The organism is Erwinia sp. JUb26, assembly GCF_003751505.1.
GTDB lineage: Bacteria > Pseudomonadota > Gammaproteobacteria > Enterobacterales > Enterobacteriaceae > Erwinia.
In genome coordinates, this window is sequence record NZ_RJVB01000005.1 from 238,047 (window position 1) to 255,585 (window position 17,539).

Consider the following 17,539-nt stretch of genomic DNA (forward strand, 5'->3'; position numbering starts at 1 on the left):
ATGTTGCCAGTAAAATACCATAAAACGATGACGTTCAGATAAAACTTATCTTGCAGGTTAAAGCGCTAAAGCACCTGGCGCAGCGCAATAGCAGCCATGTCCTCGGGACAAAAAAATGAAATTTTTATGCTTAATCAGTGGATAGTTAAAAAATATAATCTGAGCACTGTCATATCTTTAGCATCTTATCGCCCTGCCCCTGCGGGTTTTATGATAGTTTTTCCTCATTCAGACTTAGTTGGAACTTTCGATGAAAAAAACCACGCTCACCGATATTGCCCGCGAGGCCGGAGTGGGGGTCGCCACCGTGGATCGGGTGCTGAACCGCCGGGCTCCCGTGCGCGCCGAAACGGAAAACCGCGTGGTGCAGGCCGCAACGCGCCTCGGCTACCGCTTTGCACCGGAGTTTCTGGCTGATAGCAGCGCAGAGGGAATATCAGGCAACGGCGGCGCGCTGCGCATCGGCGTGATCCTGCTGTCGCGCGACTATTCCTTCTACGATACCTTTGCCCGCTCGCTGGAAAAACAGGCTTCGCCACACTGCCAGCCGGGCACGCGGGTGGAGTTTGTTTTCCACGATATCCACGCCGTGGAAGCGGCCGCCGCCAGTATTGATGAGATGAGCAATCGCGTAAATACGCTGGTGCTGATCGCGCTGGATAACGCGCTGGTGCGGCGGGCGGTGCAGAAAGCCGCGAAGAAGGGCGTGAAGGTCTTCACGCTGCTTTCTGACCTTTCCCCCTGCGATCATACCGGCTACATCGGGTTGGATAACCGCAAGGCGGGCCGAACCGCCGCCTGGATCGTCCAGCGCCTGAGCGGGCCGCCGGGCAAAGTTGGGGTGATCATCGGCGATAATCGTTTTCTGTGCCAGGAAACCTGCGAAATCAGCTTCCGCTCTTATCTGCGCGAACACGCCACCGGACATACCGTGCTGGAGCCAGTCACCAGTTTCGAAAACGTTGAGCAGGGCTATCACGTCACCACGCAGCTGATCCAGAATCATCCCGACCTGTCGGTGATTTATGCCCCCTGCGGCGGGGTTGAAGGGGTGGTTAATGCCCTGCGCGACAGCGGCAAGAAGGATGAGATCACCCTCATCTGCCACGGCCCGCTGCAGGATGCGCAGCTGGCGCTGATCGACGGTACGCTTGATATCATGGTGTCACACCGCCTTGAGGAACTGGCCGGCTCCGTCGTGGAAGCCATGCTGCAGGCAAATTCCGAGGCGCATGGAAGTTTTATTTCACTTCACAGCAGCTTTGAGCTGATTACTAAAGAGAATGTATAAACGGCGCAGCGGCCATTTCGCCTTTCAACCGCCGCTGACGTTCGCCGTTTAACCCGCTGATAACGCATTAATGATAGTTTTTTATCAAAAAAATCTATCATTAATAGTGCGATCGCCATCAAAAAATAAACATTCTATCATTGCTGATAATGGAACATTCGTTTGATACTTCCTGCAAATTAAAACAGGAAGGAATGTTCTGTGCCTCTGCAAACACCAAAACACAATATGGCCTACGTGATGGCCATCTGCGCGGTTGCCGCGCTCGGCGGGCTGCTGTTCGGCTATGACTCTTCGGTCATTTCCGGCGCGATTGAACCTATCACCCATCACTATCAGCTTTCCCCGGCTGAAACGGGCTGGGCCGTATCTAATGTGATTATCGGCTGCGTTATCGGCTGTCTGATTGCCGGTAAACTGGCGGACCGCTACGGCCGCAAATCGATGTTAATCATCACCGCCATTCTGTTTGTGGTTTCGGTTGCCGGTACCGCGCTGGCGCCGGACTTCACCACCTTTGTGGTATTCCGCATTATCGGCGGACTGGGTATTGGCCTGGCTTCGGTTATCTCGCCAATCTATATCGCGGAAGTCGCCCCTAAAGATTATCGCGGCCGCGCAATGACCATGCACATGATCTGCTGCGTCGGCGGCCAGGTACTGGTGCTGCTGACCAACTATCTGATTGCGAAAAACGCCGATCCGGAGTGGCTGAACGCCTACGGCTGGCGCTGGATGCTGGGCGCGGCCTTCGTTCCCTGCGTACTGTTCTTCCTGTTTGTTGGCTTTATCCCGGAATCCCCGCGCTGGAATATCATGGTCGGCCGCAACGAGGCCGCGATGAAAACCCTGACCCGCATCTCTTCAGAAGAGCACGCGAAGCGCCTGATGGGTGAAATTCAGACCTCACTCCAGCTTTCCGCCAGCAGCGAAGTGAACCGCGAACGCGCCAGCTTTAACCGCAAAACGGCGATTTTCCTGGTGATTGGCGTCGGTCTGGCCATCTTTAACCAGCTGACCGGCATCAACGTCATTCAGTACTTTGGCCCAACGCTGCTGATGAACGTGACCCACAACATGCAGGAAGCGATGTATCTCACCATCTGGCTGGCGGTGCTGCAGTTCGCCGGCGTGATCGTGGGCATGATGCTGATTGATAAAATGGGCCGCCGTTCGCTGCTGCTGATCGGTTCCCTCGGCTCCGCCATTTGCCTGCTGTTCACCTTCTGGACCTTCTACAGCGGCATGACCGGCGTGATCTCCGTGCTCGGCCTGTTCGGCTTTATGTTCCTGTTCGGCGGCACCTGGGGCCAGGTGGTGTGGACGGTGATCGGCGAAATCTTCCCGACCCGCCTGCGCGGTGCCGGCATGGGCTTCTCTATCTGCGCCATGTGGGCCGGCAACTTCTTTGTCAGCCAGTCCTTCCCGATGATGAACCAGAGCACTTACCTCAACGATAACTTCCACGGCGGCTTCCCGCTGTTGCTGTTCGCGGTGTGCTCGCTGGCCTCCTGGTGGTTCGTTAAGGCGCTGCTGCCGGAGACCAAAGGCGTTTCACTGGAAAAAATGGAAGCCCTGATTCTGGATCGCTTTGACACTACGCAACGCGAAAGCAAAACAGCCACTCATTGATTTAAAGGACACCAAAATGACCATTCATATTGCTAACGCACCCTGCAGCTGGGGCGTGGACGACCCGAAAAACCCGCACCTGCCGCCGTATGAGAAGGTGCTGAAAGAAGCCGCGCAGGCCGGCTATAAGAGCATTGAGCTGGGGCCGTGGACCTACCTGCCGACCGACCCGCAGGTCCTGACCGAGAAACTGAATCAGTACGGCCTGTCGCTGGTTGCCGGTACCATTTTTGACGACCTGGTGAGCGAAGAGAACTTCCCGGCGATGATTGAGCTGACGCACAACCTCTGCCGTAATCTGTCAAAAGTGCCGACCGCGACCAAAACCCACGGTGATAATTTCCCGTCGCCGTATCTGGTGATCATTGATTTCGGCAACGCCGAACGCGCACGCCTGGCCGGACAGTACGACAAGGCACCGCGCCTGTCCGACAGCGACTGGCAGCGCATGATGTCTCACATCACCGAAATCAGCCGCATCGCGGCGGAGTACGGCGTGCGCCCGGTGATCCATCCGCATGCCGGTGGCTGCATTGAGTTCGCCGACGAGATCGAACGGCTGGTACAGGATATTCCGCACAGCGTGGCCGGTCTGTGCCTGGATACCGGCCATCTGTACTACTCCGATATGGACCCGATTACCTGGCTGGGCCGCTACTTCGATCGCATCGACTACCTGCACTTTAAAGACGTTAACGACGCCGTATTCCGCGACGTTATCGCCCGTGAAGTGGACTTCTTCACGGCCTGTGCGGAAGGCGTAATGTGCCCGATTGGTAAAGGCGCTATCGACTATCCGGCCGTGCGCGCCTTCCTGGCCGAGCGCAACTACCAGGGCTGGATCACCATTGAACAGGAGCGCGACCCGCGCAATGCTGACGGCAGCCTGCACGATGTGACCGAAAGCCTGCGCTACCTGAACTCCGTTGGATTTTAATTGAGGAACACCCGATGATTAACGGCATTAAACCTCTCGATCGCTCCCTGCGCTGGGGCATGGTTGGCGGCGGCGGCACCAGCCAGATCGGCTATATCCATCGTTCAGCGGCGCTGCGCGATAACACCTTTACCCTGCTGGCCGGTGCATTTGATATCGATGCCGAGCGCGGACGCACCTTCGGTGCCAGCCTGGGCGTGGCGGGCGACCGCTGCTATCCGGACTACCAGACCCTTTTCCAGCAGGAAGCCGAGCGCGTAGACGGCATTGAGGCGGTATCAATCGCTACGCCGAACAATACCCACTTCGCCATCTGTAAAGCGGCGCTGGAAGCGGGCCTGCACGTGGTGTGCGAAAAGCCGCTGTGCTTTACCACGGCAGAAGCGAAAGAGCTGGCCGCGCTGAGCGAAGCGAAGAGCAAAATTATCGGCGTCACCTACGGTTACTCCGGTCACCAGCTGATTCAGCAGGCGCGCAGCATGATCGCCGAAGGCCTGCTGGGTGAGATCCGCATTGTAAATATGTCGTTCTCCCACGGCTTCCACAACGAGGCCGTTGAGCTGGCGAACCCGAGCACCCGCTGGCGCGTGGACCCGAAATTTGTCGGGCCAAGCTACGTGCTGGGCGATCTCGCCACCCACCCGCTGTTCCTGGCGGAAACCATGCTGCCGGAGCTGAAAATTAAGCGCCTGATGTGTTCGCGCCAGAGCTTTGTGAAAACCCGCGCGCCACTGGAAGATAACGCCTTTGTGCTGATGGAATACGATAACGGCGCGGTCGGATCGCTGTGGTGTTCAGCGGTGAACTGCGGATCGATGCACGGACAAAAGATCCGCGTGATCGGATCGAAAGCCAGCCTGGAGTGGTGGGACGAACAGCCAAACCAGCTGCGCTACGAAGTGCAGGGTGAACCGGTGCAGATTCTGGAACGCGGTATGGGCTACCTGGCGCCGCGCGCGCTGGAAGAGGACCGCATCGGCGGCGGGCACCCGGAAGGGCTGTTCGAAGCCTGGTCTAACCTCTACCGCCGCTTTGCAGTGGCAATGGATGCCAGCGATCGTGGCGATAAAGCGCTGCTGGAGAACTTCTGGTACCCGGACGTTCACGCCGGCGTGACGGGCGTGCAGTGGGTGGAGCGCTGCGTTGAGTCCGCCGACGCGGGCGCGACCTGGGTTGATTTCGAGTAATCGCTAACGGGTCGGGTTCCCGGTCGTTAGCGAACCAGGTTTCAAAATCTGTTGTCTGAGGGGCAGCCATTAACCATGGCTGCCCTTTTGCTTGGCGTTAAAACTTGACGTCGTCCGTTGCCAGCAGAGTGACAAACGGCCCCGCCAGCGTCGCGTTGTGATGGGCAACGATCTGCGCCGCACCGAGTACCGCATTATCGGTGGTGCTGTGCGCATCGCTGACCAGCACCACCTCAAATCCCAGATCCGCCGCCGCCCGGCAGGTGGTATCCACGCAGTAGTCGGTTTTCATGCCCGCAATCACCAGCCGCTTCACCTGCGCCTGCTGCAGTTCAACCAGCAGCGGCGTATTCAAGAAACAATTCGGGCGGGTTTTATTGAAATACCTGTCGCCAGCCTCCAGCGGCAGCTCATCCGCCAGCTGCCAGAACCGGCTGCCGACCGCAATCGGCGAACCTTCCGGCCCGGTATGCCGGGCAAAAAATATCGGTTTCTGTGCCGCGCGGGCAGCATGGACCAGCCGAATGGTGTTGGCAATCAGCTCATCTTTCTGGTGAGGGGGCTGTGGGGCATGCAGCAGACCTGCCTGCATATCGATCACTAACAGCGCGGACGCATCGGACATGATATTTCTCCTTGGTTACCGTTAACCGGCCACGACGGAGAAATATTCAGCCCCGTCGGAAACCGGCGGGACGAAGCGGATGTGCTATTTCTCAGGCACGCAAACCGACCCCGACCCGCCAGAAGCGGTCGTGGTTGTGGTGGTCGCGGTGAGGAACAGCCGGGTCATTTTCATAACCCAAAGAATTGCATATCACCGTGCCGCTGGCACGTTTTTTTGCAACAGTCAGGAAAGCGGGAATAAGTGATAACCATCGGTCCAGTCCCTGACCGCGGTTATCGAGGGTGTAAGCTTGGCGGGTTTAGCGAACCGCGCCCGGCGGAACGTGTTTGAAGGTATTCACATAAGAGCGAAACACGTTGCGGAAGAATTTTTTCATGATTGCCTGTGACAAATATTGTTGAAAAATACACCGCAAATTATAACGAACGGTGTTTTTCCAGGCAAGATTTTTTGAACCAGATCACAAAAACAGACCGTTTATCGCCAAAAAAAGTGAGAAGTACCGCAAAACATCATTCTGCCGTCCGGTGACTTTTATTCCCCCTTGAGCCAGATCGCTGCGCAATTTTTTCCAATATTTTAGCCGTATGCGGACCGATAATGCCGATATTGTGCTTAACGGACGCCACGCTATGCCCTTTTCTAATGGTTTTTTACTGAGTCTTTCACTGTGCCTGGATATCGGCATCGCCAATATCGCCATTATTACCCTGGCGATGCAGCGCGGTTATTTCCACGGCCTGTGGCTGGGGATCGGCACCTGCGTGGGCGATCTGATCTACGCGATCCTTGCCATGGCCGGCATGGCGGTGCTGCTCCAGTTCACCACCGTGCGCTGGGTATTGTGGATCGGCGGCTCGCTGATCCTGCTGTGGTTTGCCTGGAAAATGGTGCTGAGCGCGCTGCGTCCGGTGCCGGAACTCAGCGCGGGCGATGTCGGGCAGGCGCTTAGCATCCGGCAGAACTTCCTGCGTGGTATCTTCCTCGCCGTCTCGTCACCCACCGCGATCCTGTGGTTTGCCGCCGTGGGCGGAGCGCTGATTTCACGCATGGGTACCGGCAGTACGGCCGCCTCGGCCTGGTTCCTGTCGGGATTTTTCCTCGCGGGGGTGGTGTGGACGGTGGTGCTCTGTACGATTGGCAGCCTCGGCGGCCGCATGCTGGGCAATAAAATGCTGCGCTGGTCCTATATCGCCTCGGCGGTGATCTTCTGCTACTTCGCCGGCTACGTGATTATCTCCGGCTATCGCGAATTTATCGGCTGATAATGCGCAGATAGTGATGCGGCGTGATGCCCATCATCTTACGGAAGCTGTTAATAAAGTGGCTTTGATCGTAGAAGCCAAGCTGATGCGCCACGTCCAGCGTACTGTTGCGATGGCGCAGCAGATTGCGCGCCGCCGCCAGGCGCAGCTGCATATGATACTGCAACGGCGCAACCCCCATCTCCTGGCGGAACTGGCGGACAAAGTGATATTTGCTCAGTCCGCTGGCCGCCGCCAGACCGTCCAGGGTCAGTTTTTCCGTCAGATTATCGCGCATGCATTCCAGCGCCCTGCCGATAGCGATCGGCGCTTCCGCGATCTCGCTGTCGCTGCCGTGCTGTAACAGGCAGTGGGTCAGCCACAGTAGGTTTTGCTGCTGGTTCCGATCGTCGGCGGGCGAGCGGACATAATCGCAGATTGCCGCAAACAGCTGAGGATCGCGCAGCACGCCTTCGCGCAGGATCGGCAGAGAACGATCCGCCAGATCGGCAAATACACCGGACGGGAGATGCACGCTGAAAAACTCTACCGGCACATCGCCAAATCGCGAAGCCTGCAGCGTTTCAGGATTGTAAATGGTGATATCACCGGCAAGAACCGGCAGGGTCTGACCATTGAGGGTGAGCTGTTCTACGCCGCTGAGGTTGGCGCTAATAACATATTCTTCGTGGGTGTGCAGCGGAAACGCTGCGTTGCTGGCGGTGAGGTGTGAGCACTCAATATTATTTCGGGTGTTCCAGTCTACTACCGATAATGCCATAGCCGCCCCGCGCAAGTGACCGGGCGTGCCTTCCGCTTATTTGCCCAGATGTTCGAACAAAATACTACAGCCGATGCCGATCAGCACCACGCCACCAAAAATTTCCGCCCATTTACCCATCACCGGGCCAAGGAAACGGCCCAGCAGAATGCCGAGGGTGGCCATAATCATCGTTGAAGCGCCGATTGCCAACGCGGTGGTCACAATATTGACCTGCAAAAAGGCCAGCCCGACGCCGACGGCCATCGCATCCAGACTGGTGGCAACGGCGGTACAGGCCAGCAGCCAGAAGCCGTGGCTCTGCGGGGCTTCTTCAGGTCGGCACTCTTTTTTACGCATCCCCTCAACAATCATTCGTCCGCCGAGGATCAGCAGTAAACCAAACGCCACCCAGTGGTCCCACGCCATCACGTACTTGCTGGCGGCAAGGCCGATAGCCCAGCCGACCAGCGGCGTCAGGGCTTCGATCACGCCGAAGATCAGACCGGTGCGCAGGGCTTCTTTCAGGCTTGGACGATGCAGGCTTGCACCTTTGCCGATGGCAGCAGCGAAGGCATCCATCGACATGGCGAAAGCCAGAATCAGAGTTGCGTATAGGTTCATTGTATTTATCCCGGTTTGAAGCGACGGGTGCGTTCCAAATCGTTAAAACCCCAGGTTATGTAGGAAAAATAACCACTGGTCCGTTCAAGTGAAGCGCATCCTATCACGCGAATCGCCAGAAAAAAAGACAACAAAATCATGGATTTGAGTATAGCATCGGCTATACTTTTTAACGGATGCTATTTTGGTGGCAAAAAAACAGCGGGAAACTCTAAAAGAATTACCGTGTTACACAGAGCGTAGGGATAAATAACCGCGAGGAGTGTGAGGAAATGTTCAGCACTTTACCGAAGCATTTCCCCAAAAATAATTGGCTACCAGACGCGATAAACCTTACCGGTTTCTACGCCATCCACGCTGCGGCGGTAGGCCAGGGCCACGCGGCTGGCGGGCGCACTTTCAAAGCCGGGGAAGAACGGGCCGTAGCTTTCCAGCGCTTCGGTCAGCACCGTCGGGCTGACGGCATTAATTCGCAGGCCCGCCAGTTCATTGGCGGCAGCCAGAACAAAGCCTTCCAGCGCGGCATTCACCGCCGTGGCGTTTACCCCGGTTCGGATCGGCTGCTGCGTCAGAATGCCGGTGGTCAGGGTGAACGATCCGCCCGGATTGACAAATTCTTTGCCAATCAGCACCAGTCGCACCTGACCCATCAGCTTGTCCTGCAGCCCACTGTTAAACTGCTCGCTGGTCATCCCGGACAGCGGGCCGAAGTGCACGCCGCCGGTGGCGGAGATCACCGCATCCACTTTGCCGGTTTGGGCAAACAGCGCGCGGACGCTCTCTTCGCTGGTGAGATCGACCTGATAGTCACCCTGGGTTTTCCCCACGCGAATCACCTGATTATCCCGGCTGAGCTCGTTAACGATGCCCTGACCAACGGTACCTGTTGCCCCAATCACTAAAATTTTCATCGTATTTCCTCTGCAAATGACGGTTACCCCATCATGAAGCAGTGCCGGCGGCGGATAAACGGGCCATACTTTCGGGAACTCCGAACCACAGGTTTGTAATCATGGACAAATTAAGCAGCATCGAGGCCTTTATCTGCGCGGTGGAAAGCGGCAATTTCACCGAAGCCGCCCGCCGTCTGGATATCAGCGCGGTGATGGTCGGCAAGCACGTACGCCAGCTGGAGAAGTGCCTCGACAGCCGACTTCTCCAACGTAATACGCGTCGTCAGCATCTCACCGAAGCCGGGGAAAGCTACTATCAGCAGTGCAAAGCCGCGCTGGCGCAGCTGCGGCTGGCGGAAGATACAGTAGGAAATATGAAGCGCACGCCGTCGGGGCTGCTGCGGATCAGCGCGCCGCTCAATCTGGGATCGGCGACGATCGCCACACTGGTTGCCCGCTATCAGCTGAACTATCCGCAGGTGCGGATCGAGCTTGATCTGAGCGACGGCTTCGTCGATCTGATCGGCCAGGGTTTTGATTTTGCCATTCGCATCGGCAGCCTTAATCCGGCCGAGCCGCTGGTGGCAAAAAAAATCGGCGATTACCGCATGGTGGTTTGTGCCACGCCTGGCTATCTGGCGCAGCACGGCACGCCGCAGACACCAGAGGGGCTGTACCAGCATCGCTGCCTGGCCAATATGGCGTGGAATAAAAGCAATGCCTGGCAGTTGGGCGATGTGTTCTGGCCTGCGGACAGCAGCTTTATCTGCAACGATGGCCAGGCGCTGCGCCAGGCCGCACTGGCCGGTGCAGGGCTGGTGCTCCAGCCGGAAATTCTGCTGGCGGAGGATATCGCCGCCGGCAGGCTGGTGCCGGTGCTGCAACAATGGCAGCAGGCCAGCCGCCCGATCCATCTGCTGTGGCGCCAGGATCTCAGCCCGTCGGAAAAGCGCAGCAGCTTTATTGCCTGGCTCCACGAGCAGCTGCCGTTGGCGCTGGCGGTTTAAGGATTGAACCTGCGGGAGGGATCGCTGAAAATGACGCAACTGTTTACACGCCGGAACAATGATGAAAAGTCCGTTTGAAACCTTTTTGATGCCGCTGAGCACGCTGATGTTCGGTTTTCTTTCTGCGCTGCTACTGCCCGCTCCGTGGTTTGGCCTGGCGCTGACGCGCAGGCTGGTGGAGATGTTCCACCTGGAAGATATTGGTCAGCTGTATACGTTGTTGTTTTGTTTATGGTTTTTTCTGCTGGGCGCAGTGGAGTTTTATATCGTAAGGTTTATTTATGTGCGGTTTATTCGGCCGTAGCCTGGCGGGCGCAGATAATGATCGTCGCGGGGCAGGTCGCAGTGGGATCTACGAATGGGGCTACCGTTACGGGCAGATCGCCGGGTCGCCGTGAACCCTTCCCAGGGGGCTTGGCTGCCGCATCCCTGCGGCAGACACCCGGCTAACCTGTCCCATAACGGTTCCCCTTTCAAACCATTGCGTTGCTGCCAGATAACGATCGTTAATCTGGACGTTCAGCAATTTTTCGCGGCAGGGGCCGTAACGGAGTGACCGTTATGGAGCAGGTCGCGGAGAGATCTGCGAATGGGGCTACCGTTACGGGCAGATCGCCGGGTCGCCGTGAACCCTTCCCTGAGGGCTTGACTGCCGCATCCCTGCGGCAGACACCCGGCTAACCTGTCCCGTAACGGTTCCCCTTCGAATCATTACCTTGCTGCCAGAGGAAAGTGGCTTTCAGGCAGGTACTAAGGAACATGCAGGCAATCGGGGATGGACGGGTTAGCGGACCGTCCGAGCACAAGGATGTGCGAGGCCGAGCGGACATGGACGTGACAGCGGGTCCGCGTTCCGACCAGCCCCGATAAGCCGGGCGCAGAACGTGCAGCAACCTGTCCTCAACAGCAGCACAGCAGCCAAACGTGAAGCAACGAGAATCAGCCTTTGTTCAATACCTGCGGATTCACGCAGTTCTTCTCCACCTTGCCGGTCAGCGCGGCAATCAAATTATCCACCGCATCGCGCGCCATCCCGTAACGCGTCTCATGCGTCGCTGAACCGATATGCGGCAGCGGCACCACGTTGCGCAGCGTCAGCAACTCGGAATTCACCGGCAGCGGCTCCTGCTCAAACACATCCAGACCGGCAGCAAAAATAGTCCCGTCCTTCAGCGCCTCAATCAGCGCCTGCTCATCCACCACCGGCCCGCGGCCCGCGTTAATCAGGATCGCACTCGGCTTCATTTTCGCCAGCTGCTCGCGGCCAATCAGATGATGGGTTTCAGCCGTCAGCGGCAGGCTGATGCAGAGGAAATCTGACTCCGCCAGCAGCGTATCCAGATCGCAGTACTGCGCATCAAAACGGTCTTCCGCTTCCTGATGATGCTTACGGGCGTTGTAAAGGATCGGCATGCTGAAGCCGAGGTGGGCACGCTGCGCCAGCGCCAGGCCAATGCGGCCCATACCCAGAATACCCAGCTTTTTATGGTGCACGTCAATGCCGAACCAGTCAGGGCCAATGTTTTTCTGCCATTCTCCGGCCTTCACCCGCTCGGCCAGTTCCACCACCCGGCGGGCACTGCTCAGCACCAGCGCCATCATGGTATCCGCGACGGTCTCGGTCAGCACGGTCGGGGTGTGCATCAGTACGATGCCTTTATCGTTCAGCGCCGCCACATCGAAGTTGTCATAGCCCACGGACACCGTGGAAGCCGCACGCAGCTTAGGCGCCTGCTGCAGAAACTCAGCATCGACCTTACCGCCGGAGCCGAGGATGCCCTCCGCCTGACGGAACGCTTCGGCGTGGGCGGCGATATTTTCTGGGGTTAAGCCGTTAATTTCGGTCACGTTGAAATGCGCATCCAGCCGCGCACGCAGATCTTCAGGTAACGACTTATACAGCACCACAGACGGTTTCATACGGTTCTCCCTGTTCAGTACAGTGAAACGGGCCAGCATTGACCCGTTTTAATTTAAGCATGTTTTGCATCATGGGGCAGCGGCGTCTGCCGGTCCTGCGATGGCTTGACGATCAGCGTCAGCCCCACCGCCACCAGTAATGCGCTCCCCATAAAGATATAGGATGCGGACGGACTGCCGGTGGCACCGTTGAGGTATCCCACCACCCAGGAGCCGAGGAATGAACCCAGCGCGCCCATCGAGTTAATCAGCGCCATCGCGCCCCCGGCAACGTTGCGCGGCAGCATTTCCGGGATGATGGCAAAGAAGGGACCGTACGGTGCATACATCGACGCACCGGCAATCACTAGCAGCGCATAGGACAGCCAGAAATTGTCGGAACCCACCAAATATGAGCCTAAAAAGGCTAATGCACCAATCAACAGTAACGGCCAGACAAACAATTTGCGGTTTTGTAACTTATCGGAGGCCCAGGAGACCACGATCATCGCAATGGTCGCCGCCAGATACGGCACCGCCGACAGCCATCCGGCTTCAACGATGCCCATCTGCGTGCCGTTACGCAGAATGGAAGGCAGCCACAGCACAAAACCGTACACGCCAATGCTCCAGGCAAAGTACTGCGCACACAGCAGGATAACGTTGCGCGACTTAAACGCTTCCGAGTAGTTACGCACCGCTTTCAGGTTTTCCTGCTCTTTTTGCAGCTGTGCCTGCAGCGCGGCTTTTTCCGCATCGCTCAGCCACTTCGCCTGCGACGGTTTATCCTGCACCAGGAACCACCAGGCCACGGCCCAGATCACCGCCGGGAAGCCCTCAATAATAAACATTTCACGCCAGCCGAAGGCGCTAATCAGGTAGCCGGAGACCACCGACATCCACAGTACGGTCACCGGGTTGCCGAGGATCAGGAAGGTATTGGCGCGCGAACGTTCGGATTTAGTGAACCAGTTGCTGATGTAAATCAGCATCGCCGGCATCACCGCCGCCTCCACCACGCCGAGCGTGAAGCGAATCACCGCCAGCATCGGAATATTGCTCACCATCCCTGTCAGCGAGGCGCAGCCGCCCCACAGCACCAGGCACCAGAACACCAGTTTTTTTACGCTGCGGCGTTCGGCATAGATCGCGCCGGGGATCTGGAAAAAGAAGTAGCCGAGGAAGAACAGCGCACCGAGCAGGGAAGAGATGCCCTTGGTGATGCCGAGATCCTCATTAATCCCGGCGGCGGAGGCGAAGCTGAAGTTCGCCCTGTCCAGATACGCCAGGCTGTAGGTGATAAACACGATGGGCATGATATACCACCAGCGTTTTGGCGCGATTGTCTGCTTCGTCTGCTCTTTCATGGTGTTTCCTCTGTTGAGGGGCCACATTCTGTTCTGTAGGGGAACGATGTGGTGATGTTATGTTTCCGACCGGCCGTCAGGGTTAAAAATCGCCCAGTGCCGCCCGGGTTGGCAGTCCTTCGCTGTCACCGATTGCCTGGATCGCCAGAGAACCGATTTTGTTGCCGCGGCGGATGGCCGCAGGCAGCGATTTTCCTTCCAGCAGGGCGCTGATCGTCCCTACCGCAAAGCCATCTCCGGCACCGACGGTATCCACCACGTTGGCGGTGAGGACCGCAGGGACCCGATCTTTCACGCCGTCGGCGGTTTTGAACCACGCGCCTTCACAGCCGGTTTTGATGATCACGGCTTTTACGCCCATCGCCAGATAGAAGTCGGCGATGGCTTCCGGCTGGTCATAGCCGGTGAGTATGTTGCCTTCTTTGATGCCCGGTAGAACCCAGTCGGCATACGAGGCCAGCTCGTTCAGCTGGGTTACCATTTCCCGTTCGCTGGACCAGAGTACGGGCCGCAGGTTGGGGTCAAAGGAAATGGTTTTGCCCATCGCCTTCATCTCCTGCGCGGCATGTTTCGCCAGCGCCAGCGAGCTGTCGGAGAGCGCGGCGGCCACGCCGCTGAGGTGCAGGTGGCGCGCGGCACCGAAGTAATCGCGGTTAAAGTCGTCGCAGGAGAGATGGCTGGCGGCAGAGCCTTTGCGGAAATATTCCACCAGCGGGTCGGAACCATCGTCCACCTTCGACTTCAGCTGAAAGCCGGTGGGGAAACGTGCATCCAGCGTCACCTGCTGGCGATCGACGCTTTCGCGATCCAGCTGCTGGCAGGTAAAGCGGCCAAACGAGTCATCGCCGACACGGCTCACCCAGCCCACTTTCAGGCCGAGGCGCGCCAGACCGATCGCCACGTTCAGTTCAGCACCGGCAATACGTTTGGTAAATTTTTCAACGCCAGCGAGGTCACCGTTTTCTGCCGCGACAAACATCGCCATGGCTTCACCGATCGTGACGACATCCAGCGTACCGTTAGTATGAATCGCCATGATTTATGCCTCGCGCAGCAGATCAACATAGTGGCGGGTTACCGCCACCAGGTCCGGCCCTTCCAGGGGGAATTCAATGGCCCGCGGCACATCAGACGGCAGCAGGGCGAGCGTCTCGCGCCACAGGCTGTCGGCCTCATCCAGCGGAATGGCACGCCAGCTGTCGCCGTGGGGCACCGCCGCTTTGACGTGGATGTAGCTGACGTAGCGGCTCAGGCTTTCCGCTGCCGGAAGTGGCCTGTCGCCTACCCACAGCCAGTTGCCGGTATCAAAGGTCATGCCGTTGCAGATACGACTTTCGCCACAGGTATGGAAAAAGGCATCAAGCGCGGCGAAACGGCCGTATTCGGTCTGGTCGTTTTCCACCACCAGATGCACTTTCTTACCGGCGAGCCTGGCACGCAGTTCGCTGCTGTCGAAATCGTGACGATAGTTGCCCAGCGAATATTTAATCAGCTGGGCATTCAGCTGCCCCGCTTCCGCAAAATGCTGGTCCAGATGTGGGTTCAGCGATCCGTCTTCGGTAAACAGCGCTTCCGGCACGGAGTAGAAGGCGATCAGTTTTCTGCGGGCAATGTCCGCGCCCAGCGAGGAAAGCTGGCCCAGCTCCCGTTCATCCAGCAGTTCGCGGCGGATCTCCACGCCGTCTGCACCTGCAGCGGCAATAATCGGCAGCAGTGCCTGCTGGCCGCCCAGCTCACGCACCTGTTTGTTGCCGTAGGCGGCGGTGACAACGATGACTTCTCTTTTCATGATTTCTCCGGCTCTTTCACCCGATTTGATGAAAAAACGTTAAATGGAACCGGTTCCAAAGAAAAGAACCAAAACGGGATTTTATGACGGCGCTCACGGAGTGAACGTTTTTATGCGGGAAAATCGATGGTGAGCAGGGGAGATTTGAAGGTATTCAGGGGCGCGATCCGCCCCGGCTGATGAACAGAGAATATGGCTAGCGGGCGATCGGCTGCGTTGAGCCACGTACGACCAGTTCCCCGGCAAAGACCTGGTCGTGCAGCGGCTGTTCTCCGCCCTCAATGCGGCTGATAACCTGCTCCAGCGCGGCATAGCCAATCTGCCAGGTGGGCTGCTTCAGCGTGGTGATGCCAACGCCCGCCAGCTCCGCCCACTCCAGCTCGTCAAAGCCCAGCAGGCCCAACTGTTCGCCCCAGTTCAGGTTCAGCCGACGCAGCGCGCGGGCAACCTGTAGCGTCAGCGCACCGTTGACGGCCATTACCGCGCAGGGCGCGCCCTGGTGACGCTGGTAGAATTCGCTCAACACTTCGTTCATCCGCGCTTCATCGTCCAGCGTCACTTCGGCATGTTCAGCTGCCAGATCGGGCTGCTGCGCCATGCGTTGATGGAACGCGTCGATACGCTCCAGCCGGGTGTTGACCAGCCCAAGCGGCTCGCTGATAAACAGCAGCGCGCGATAGCCCTGCGCCAGCAGATGTTCGGTGGCCTGCAGCGCGGCCGCGCGGTTGTCCAGCCCGACGACATCGCAAGCGAAATCCGGTATTTTGCGGTCGATCAGCACCATCGGCAGCAGCGATTTTTGCAGCTGACTCAGCGCCTCTTCGCGCATACCCACCGCGTTAACCACGATGCCTTCCACCTGGTAGCTGTTCAGCAGGTTCAGATAGTACTGCTCAAGGTCGATTTCGTTATTGGTGTTGCACATCAGCAGCGTAAAGCCGTGGCTGCGGCAGGCGGATTCGATGCCGCTCAGCACGTCCACGGAATAGGGGTTGGTGATATCCGCGATAATCAGGCCGATAAGCCGGGTTCGTCCACGCTTCAGGCCCCGCGCCATCTGGCTGGGACGATAGTTGAGCGCGCTGATAGCGGCTTCAATGCGCTGTTTCAGATCGTCAGAAAGCGCGCTGAATTCACCGTTCAGATAGCGGGAAACGCTGGTTTTACCGGTACGCGCCTCTCTGGCGACGTCGCTGATGGTCGTTTTTGCGGCCTTGTTATTCATGGCTTTCCCTGATGATGTGACTGGCGTGAGACTACCATAACTGCCCGCCAACGGCAGCATCAGGGTAGTTTCAGCTCCGGCTGCCACAGCACCTGCAGGGACGATACGGGTTCCCCTGCCATCAGCCGCAGCGCCATCTCTGCCGCCTGCTGTCCGATAGCGGGCCAGGTGGCCTGCGCGATGCTGGCGATGGGCACGTCAATCACCGAGTCGGCGGGCAGCCCATTGTAGATCATCAGCTCAATTCGGTCCGGACCGGTCAGGCGGCCCATCTCGCGCAGGGCGATCGCCGCCCCTTCGCCGAGTGAGCTAGAGTCAGCAATCAGCGCCTGCGGTGGCTGCGGCAGGGCAAGAAGCTGGCGAGTCACCCGATACCCCTCCAGCCGGCTTGGTTCTGTCCGCCAGCAAAGATCGCTGGCTAAACCGTGCCGCTGCATTGCGCTCAGGTAGCCTTCGCGCCGCTGGCTGACAAAGGTCTGATCGCGATGGCTGCCAAGCCAGGCAACACGGCGCAGTCCCTGTGCAACGTAGTGATCCACCGCCAGGCGAGGGCCGGTGTCATGATCGAAATCGAACCAGGCGTAAGGGGCGGTCAGTTCGCTGCGGCCCATCGCCAGAAAAGGAAAATCCAGCTGCTGAAGTTTCGCCAGTCGGCTGTCATTGCGTGTGGTATGCGCCACGATCAGGCTGCTGACAAAGCGCGAACGCAGCATCCGCTGCAGGGAACGATGGTCATTATCGGGCGTGTCGGCGACGATCAGCAGGTCGACTTCACGCTCGGCCAGCGCCTGAGCAATAGCACCGATCACATCAACGAAACTGGTGCCGTTAAAAGGGAGAGGAGAAGAGGGAAACAACAGTCCGATCGCGTTGGTTTTACCGGTTTTCAGGCTGCGCGCGACCGGGTTAGGGCGGTATCCTCGCCGTCGGGCTTCCTGCTGAATGCGCTCACGGGTTTCCTCAGCCACATCATCGTAGCCGTTAAGGGCACGGCTGATGGTGGTGACGGAGAGCCCCAGCGCCGAGGCAATATCTTTCAGTGACATGATGTGTGAG

The 17,539-nt window shown here is 58.1% G+C and carries 18 protein-coding genes; 7 read left to right on the plus strand and 11 right to left on the minus strand.

Features of this window, described 5'->3' with window-relative positions; translation table 11 throughout:
• The first annotated feature begins 250 nt into the window (after positions 1–250).
• The 4 genes from EC836_RS14730 to EC836_RS14745 all read left to right on the plus strand — a co-directional run bounded on the left by EC836_RS14730 (position 251) and on the right by EC836_RS14745 (position 5,047).
• On the plus strand, positions 251–1,291 hold the full coding sequence (locus EC836_RS14730) for a LacI family DNA-binding transcriptional regulator (RefSeq protein ID WP_123334393.1): 1,041 nt from the start codon (positions 251–253) through the stop codon (positions 1,289–1,291).
• A gap of 201 nt (positions 1,292–1,492) precedes the next feature.
• Positions 1,493–2,923 carry a sugar porter family MFS transporter gene (locus EC836_RS14735; RefSeq protein WP_233599337.1) on the plus strand — a complete coding sequence of 477 codons (1,431 nt, stop codon included), beginning with the start codon at positions 1,493–1,495 and terminating at the stop codon, positions 2,921–2,923.
• A 16-nt stretch (positions 2,924–2,939) separates the two neighbouring features.
• Complete coding sequence (locus EC836_RS14740) at positions 2,940–3,860, plus strand: TIM barrel protein (RefSeq protein ID WP_123334397.1); 921 nt, start codon at positions 2,940–2,942, stop codon at positions 3,858–3,860.
• A gap of 14 nt (positions 3,861–3,874) precedes the next feature.
• Positions 3,875–5,047 carry a Gfo/Idh/MocA family protein gene (locus tag EC836_RS14745; RefSeq protein WP_123334399.1) on the plus strand — a complete coding sequence of 391 codons (1,173 nt, stop codon included), beginning with the start codon at positions 3,875–3,877 and terminating at the stop codon, positions 5,045–5,047.
• A 97-nt stretch (positions 5,048–5,144) separates the two neighbouring features.
• On the opposite strand, the gene EC836_RS14750 is transcribed toward EC836_RS14745, so the two are convergent.
• Together EC836_RS14750 and azuC are read right to left on the minus strand one after the other, a co-directional pair.
• A complete protein-coding gene (locus EC836_RS14750; protein ID WP_123334401.1) occupies positions 5,145–5,672 on the minus strand; it encodes a cysteine hydrolase family protein in 528 nt (175 codons plus the stop codon).
• A 301-nt stretch (positions 5,673–5,973) separates the two neighbouring features.
• Positions 5,974–6,051, minus strand: coding sequence for a stress response protein AzuC (gene azuC, locus EC836_RS25135; RefSeq protein ID WP_370347978.1), 78 nt, complete (start codon positions 6,049–6,051; stop codon positions 5,974–5,976).
• A 256-nt stretch (positions 6,052–6,307) separates the two neighbouring features.
• Between azuC and EC836_RS14760 the strand changes: the two genes are divergently transcribed.
• Positions 6,308–6,940, plus strand: a complete 633-nt coding sequence (locus tag EC836_RS14760) for a LysE family translocator (RefSeq protein ID WP_123334704.1) — start codon at positions 6,308–6,310, stop codon at positions 6,938–6,940.
• Here EC836_RS14760 and EC836_RS14765 read toward each other — a convergent pair.
• The 3 genes from EC836_RS14765 to EC836_RS14775 all read right to left on the minus strand — a co-directional run bounded on the left by EC836_RS14765 (position 6,930) and on the right by EC836_RS14775 (position 9,214).
• On the minus strand, positions 6,930–7,700 hold the full coding sequence (locus EC836_RS14765; protein WP_123334405.1) for an AraC family transcriptional regulator: 771 nt from the start codon (positions 7,698–7,700) through the stop codon (positions 6,930–6,932). The genes EC836_RS14760 and EC836_RS14765 overlap by 11 nt on opposite strands.
• Positions 7,701–7,736: 36 nt before the next feature.
• Positions 7,737–8,303, minus strand: coding sequence for a manganese efflux pump MntP (mntP, locus tag EC836_RS14770; protein ID WP_123334407.1), 567 nt, complete (start codon positions 8,301–8,303; stop codon positions 7,737–7,739).
• Between the two features lie 314 nt (positions 8,304–8,617).
• Positions 8,618–9,214: a short chain dehydrogenase gene (locus EC836_RS14775; protein WP_123334408.1), complete on the minus strand. Its 597-nt coding sequence runs from the start codon at positions 9,212–9,214 to the stop codon at positions 8,618–8,620.
• Between the two features lie 101 nt (positions 9,215–9,315).
• On the opposite strand from EC836_RS14775, the gene EC836_RS14780 reads away from it, so the two are divergent.
• On the plus strand, positions 9,316–10,203 hold the full coding sequence (locus EC836_RS14780) for a LysR family transcriptional regulator (protein WP_123334410.1): 888 nt from the start codon (positions 9,316–9,318) through the stop codon (positions 10,201–10,203).
• Positions 10,204–10,264: 61 nt separating this feature from the next.
• Positions 10,265–10,507 (plus strand): DUF1158 family protein, encoded by a 243-nt coding sequence (locus tag EC836_RS14785; RefSeq protein WP_123334412.1) that lies wholly within the window; start codon positions 10,265–10,267, stop codon positions 10,505–10,507.
• 635 nt (positions 10,508–11,142) lie between these two features.
• Here the strand turns inward: EC836_RS14785 and ghrB are convergent.
• The 6 genes from ghrB to EC836_RS14815 form a co-directional block, all read right to left on the minus strand.
• Positions 11,143–12,123: a glyoxylate/hydroxypyruvate reductase GhrB gene (gene ghrB, locus EC836_RS14790; protein WP_123334414.1), complete on the minus strand. Its 981-nt coding sequence runs from the start codon at positions 12,121–12,123 to the stop codon at positions 11,143–11,145.
• A gap of 53 nt (positions 12,124–12,176) precedes the next feature.
• Positions 12,177–13,469, minus strand: a complete 1,293-nt coding sequence (locus tag EC836_RS14795) for an MFS transporter (RefSeq protein WP_123334416.1) — start codon at positions 13,467–13,469, stop codon at positions 12,177–12,179.
• An 82-nt stretch (positions 13,470–13,551) separates the two neighbouring features.
• Positions 13,552–14,505, minus strand: a complete 954-nt coding sequence (locus tag EC836_RS14800) for a sugar kinase (protein ID WP_123334418.1) — start codon at positions 14,503–14,505, stop codon at positions 13,552–13,554.
• Positions 14,506–14,508: 3 nt separating this feature from the next.
• Positions 14,509–15,258, minus strand: coding sequence for a sugar phosphate isomerase/epimerase (locus EC836_RS14805; protein WP_123334420.1), 750 nt, complete (start codon positions 15,256–15,258; stop codon positions 14,509–14,511).
• 196 nt (positions 15,259–15,454) lie between these two features.
• Positions 15,455–16,483, minus strand: coding sequence for a LacI family DNA-binding transcriptional regulator (locus tag EC836_RS14810; RefSeq protein ID WP_123334422.1), 1,029 nt, complete (start codon positions 16,481–16,483; stop codon positions 15,455–15,457).
• A 59-nt stretch (positions 16,484–16,542) separates the two neighbouring features.
• Positions 16,543–17,529 (minus strand): LacI family DNA-binding transcriptional regulator, encoded by a 987-nt coding sequence (locus tag EC836_RS14815; protein WP_123334424.1) that lies wholly within the window; start codon positions 17,527–17,529, stop codon positions 16,543–16,545.
• Positions 17,530–17,539: the final 10 nt, after the last annotated feature.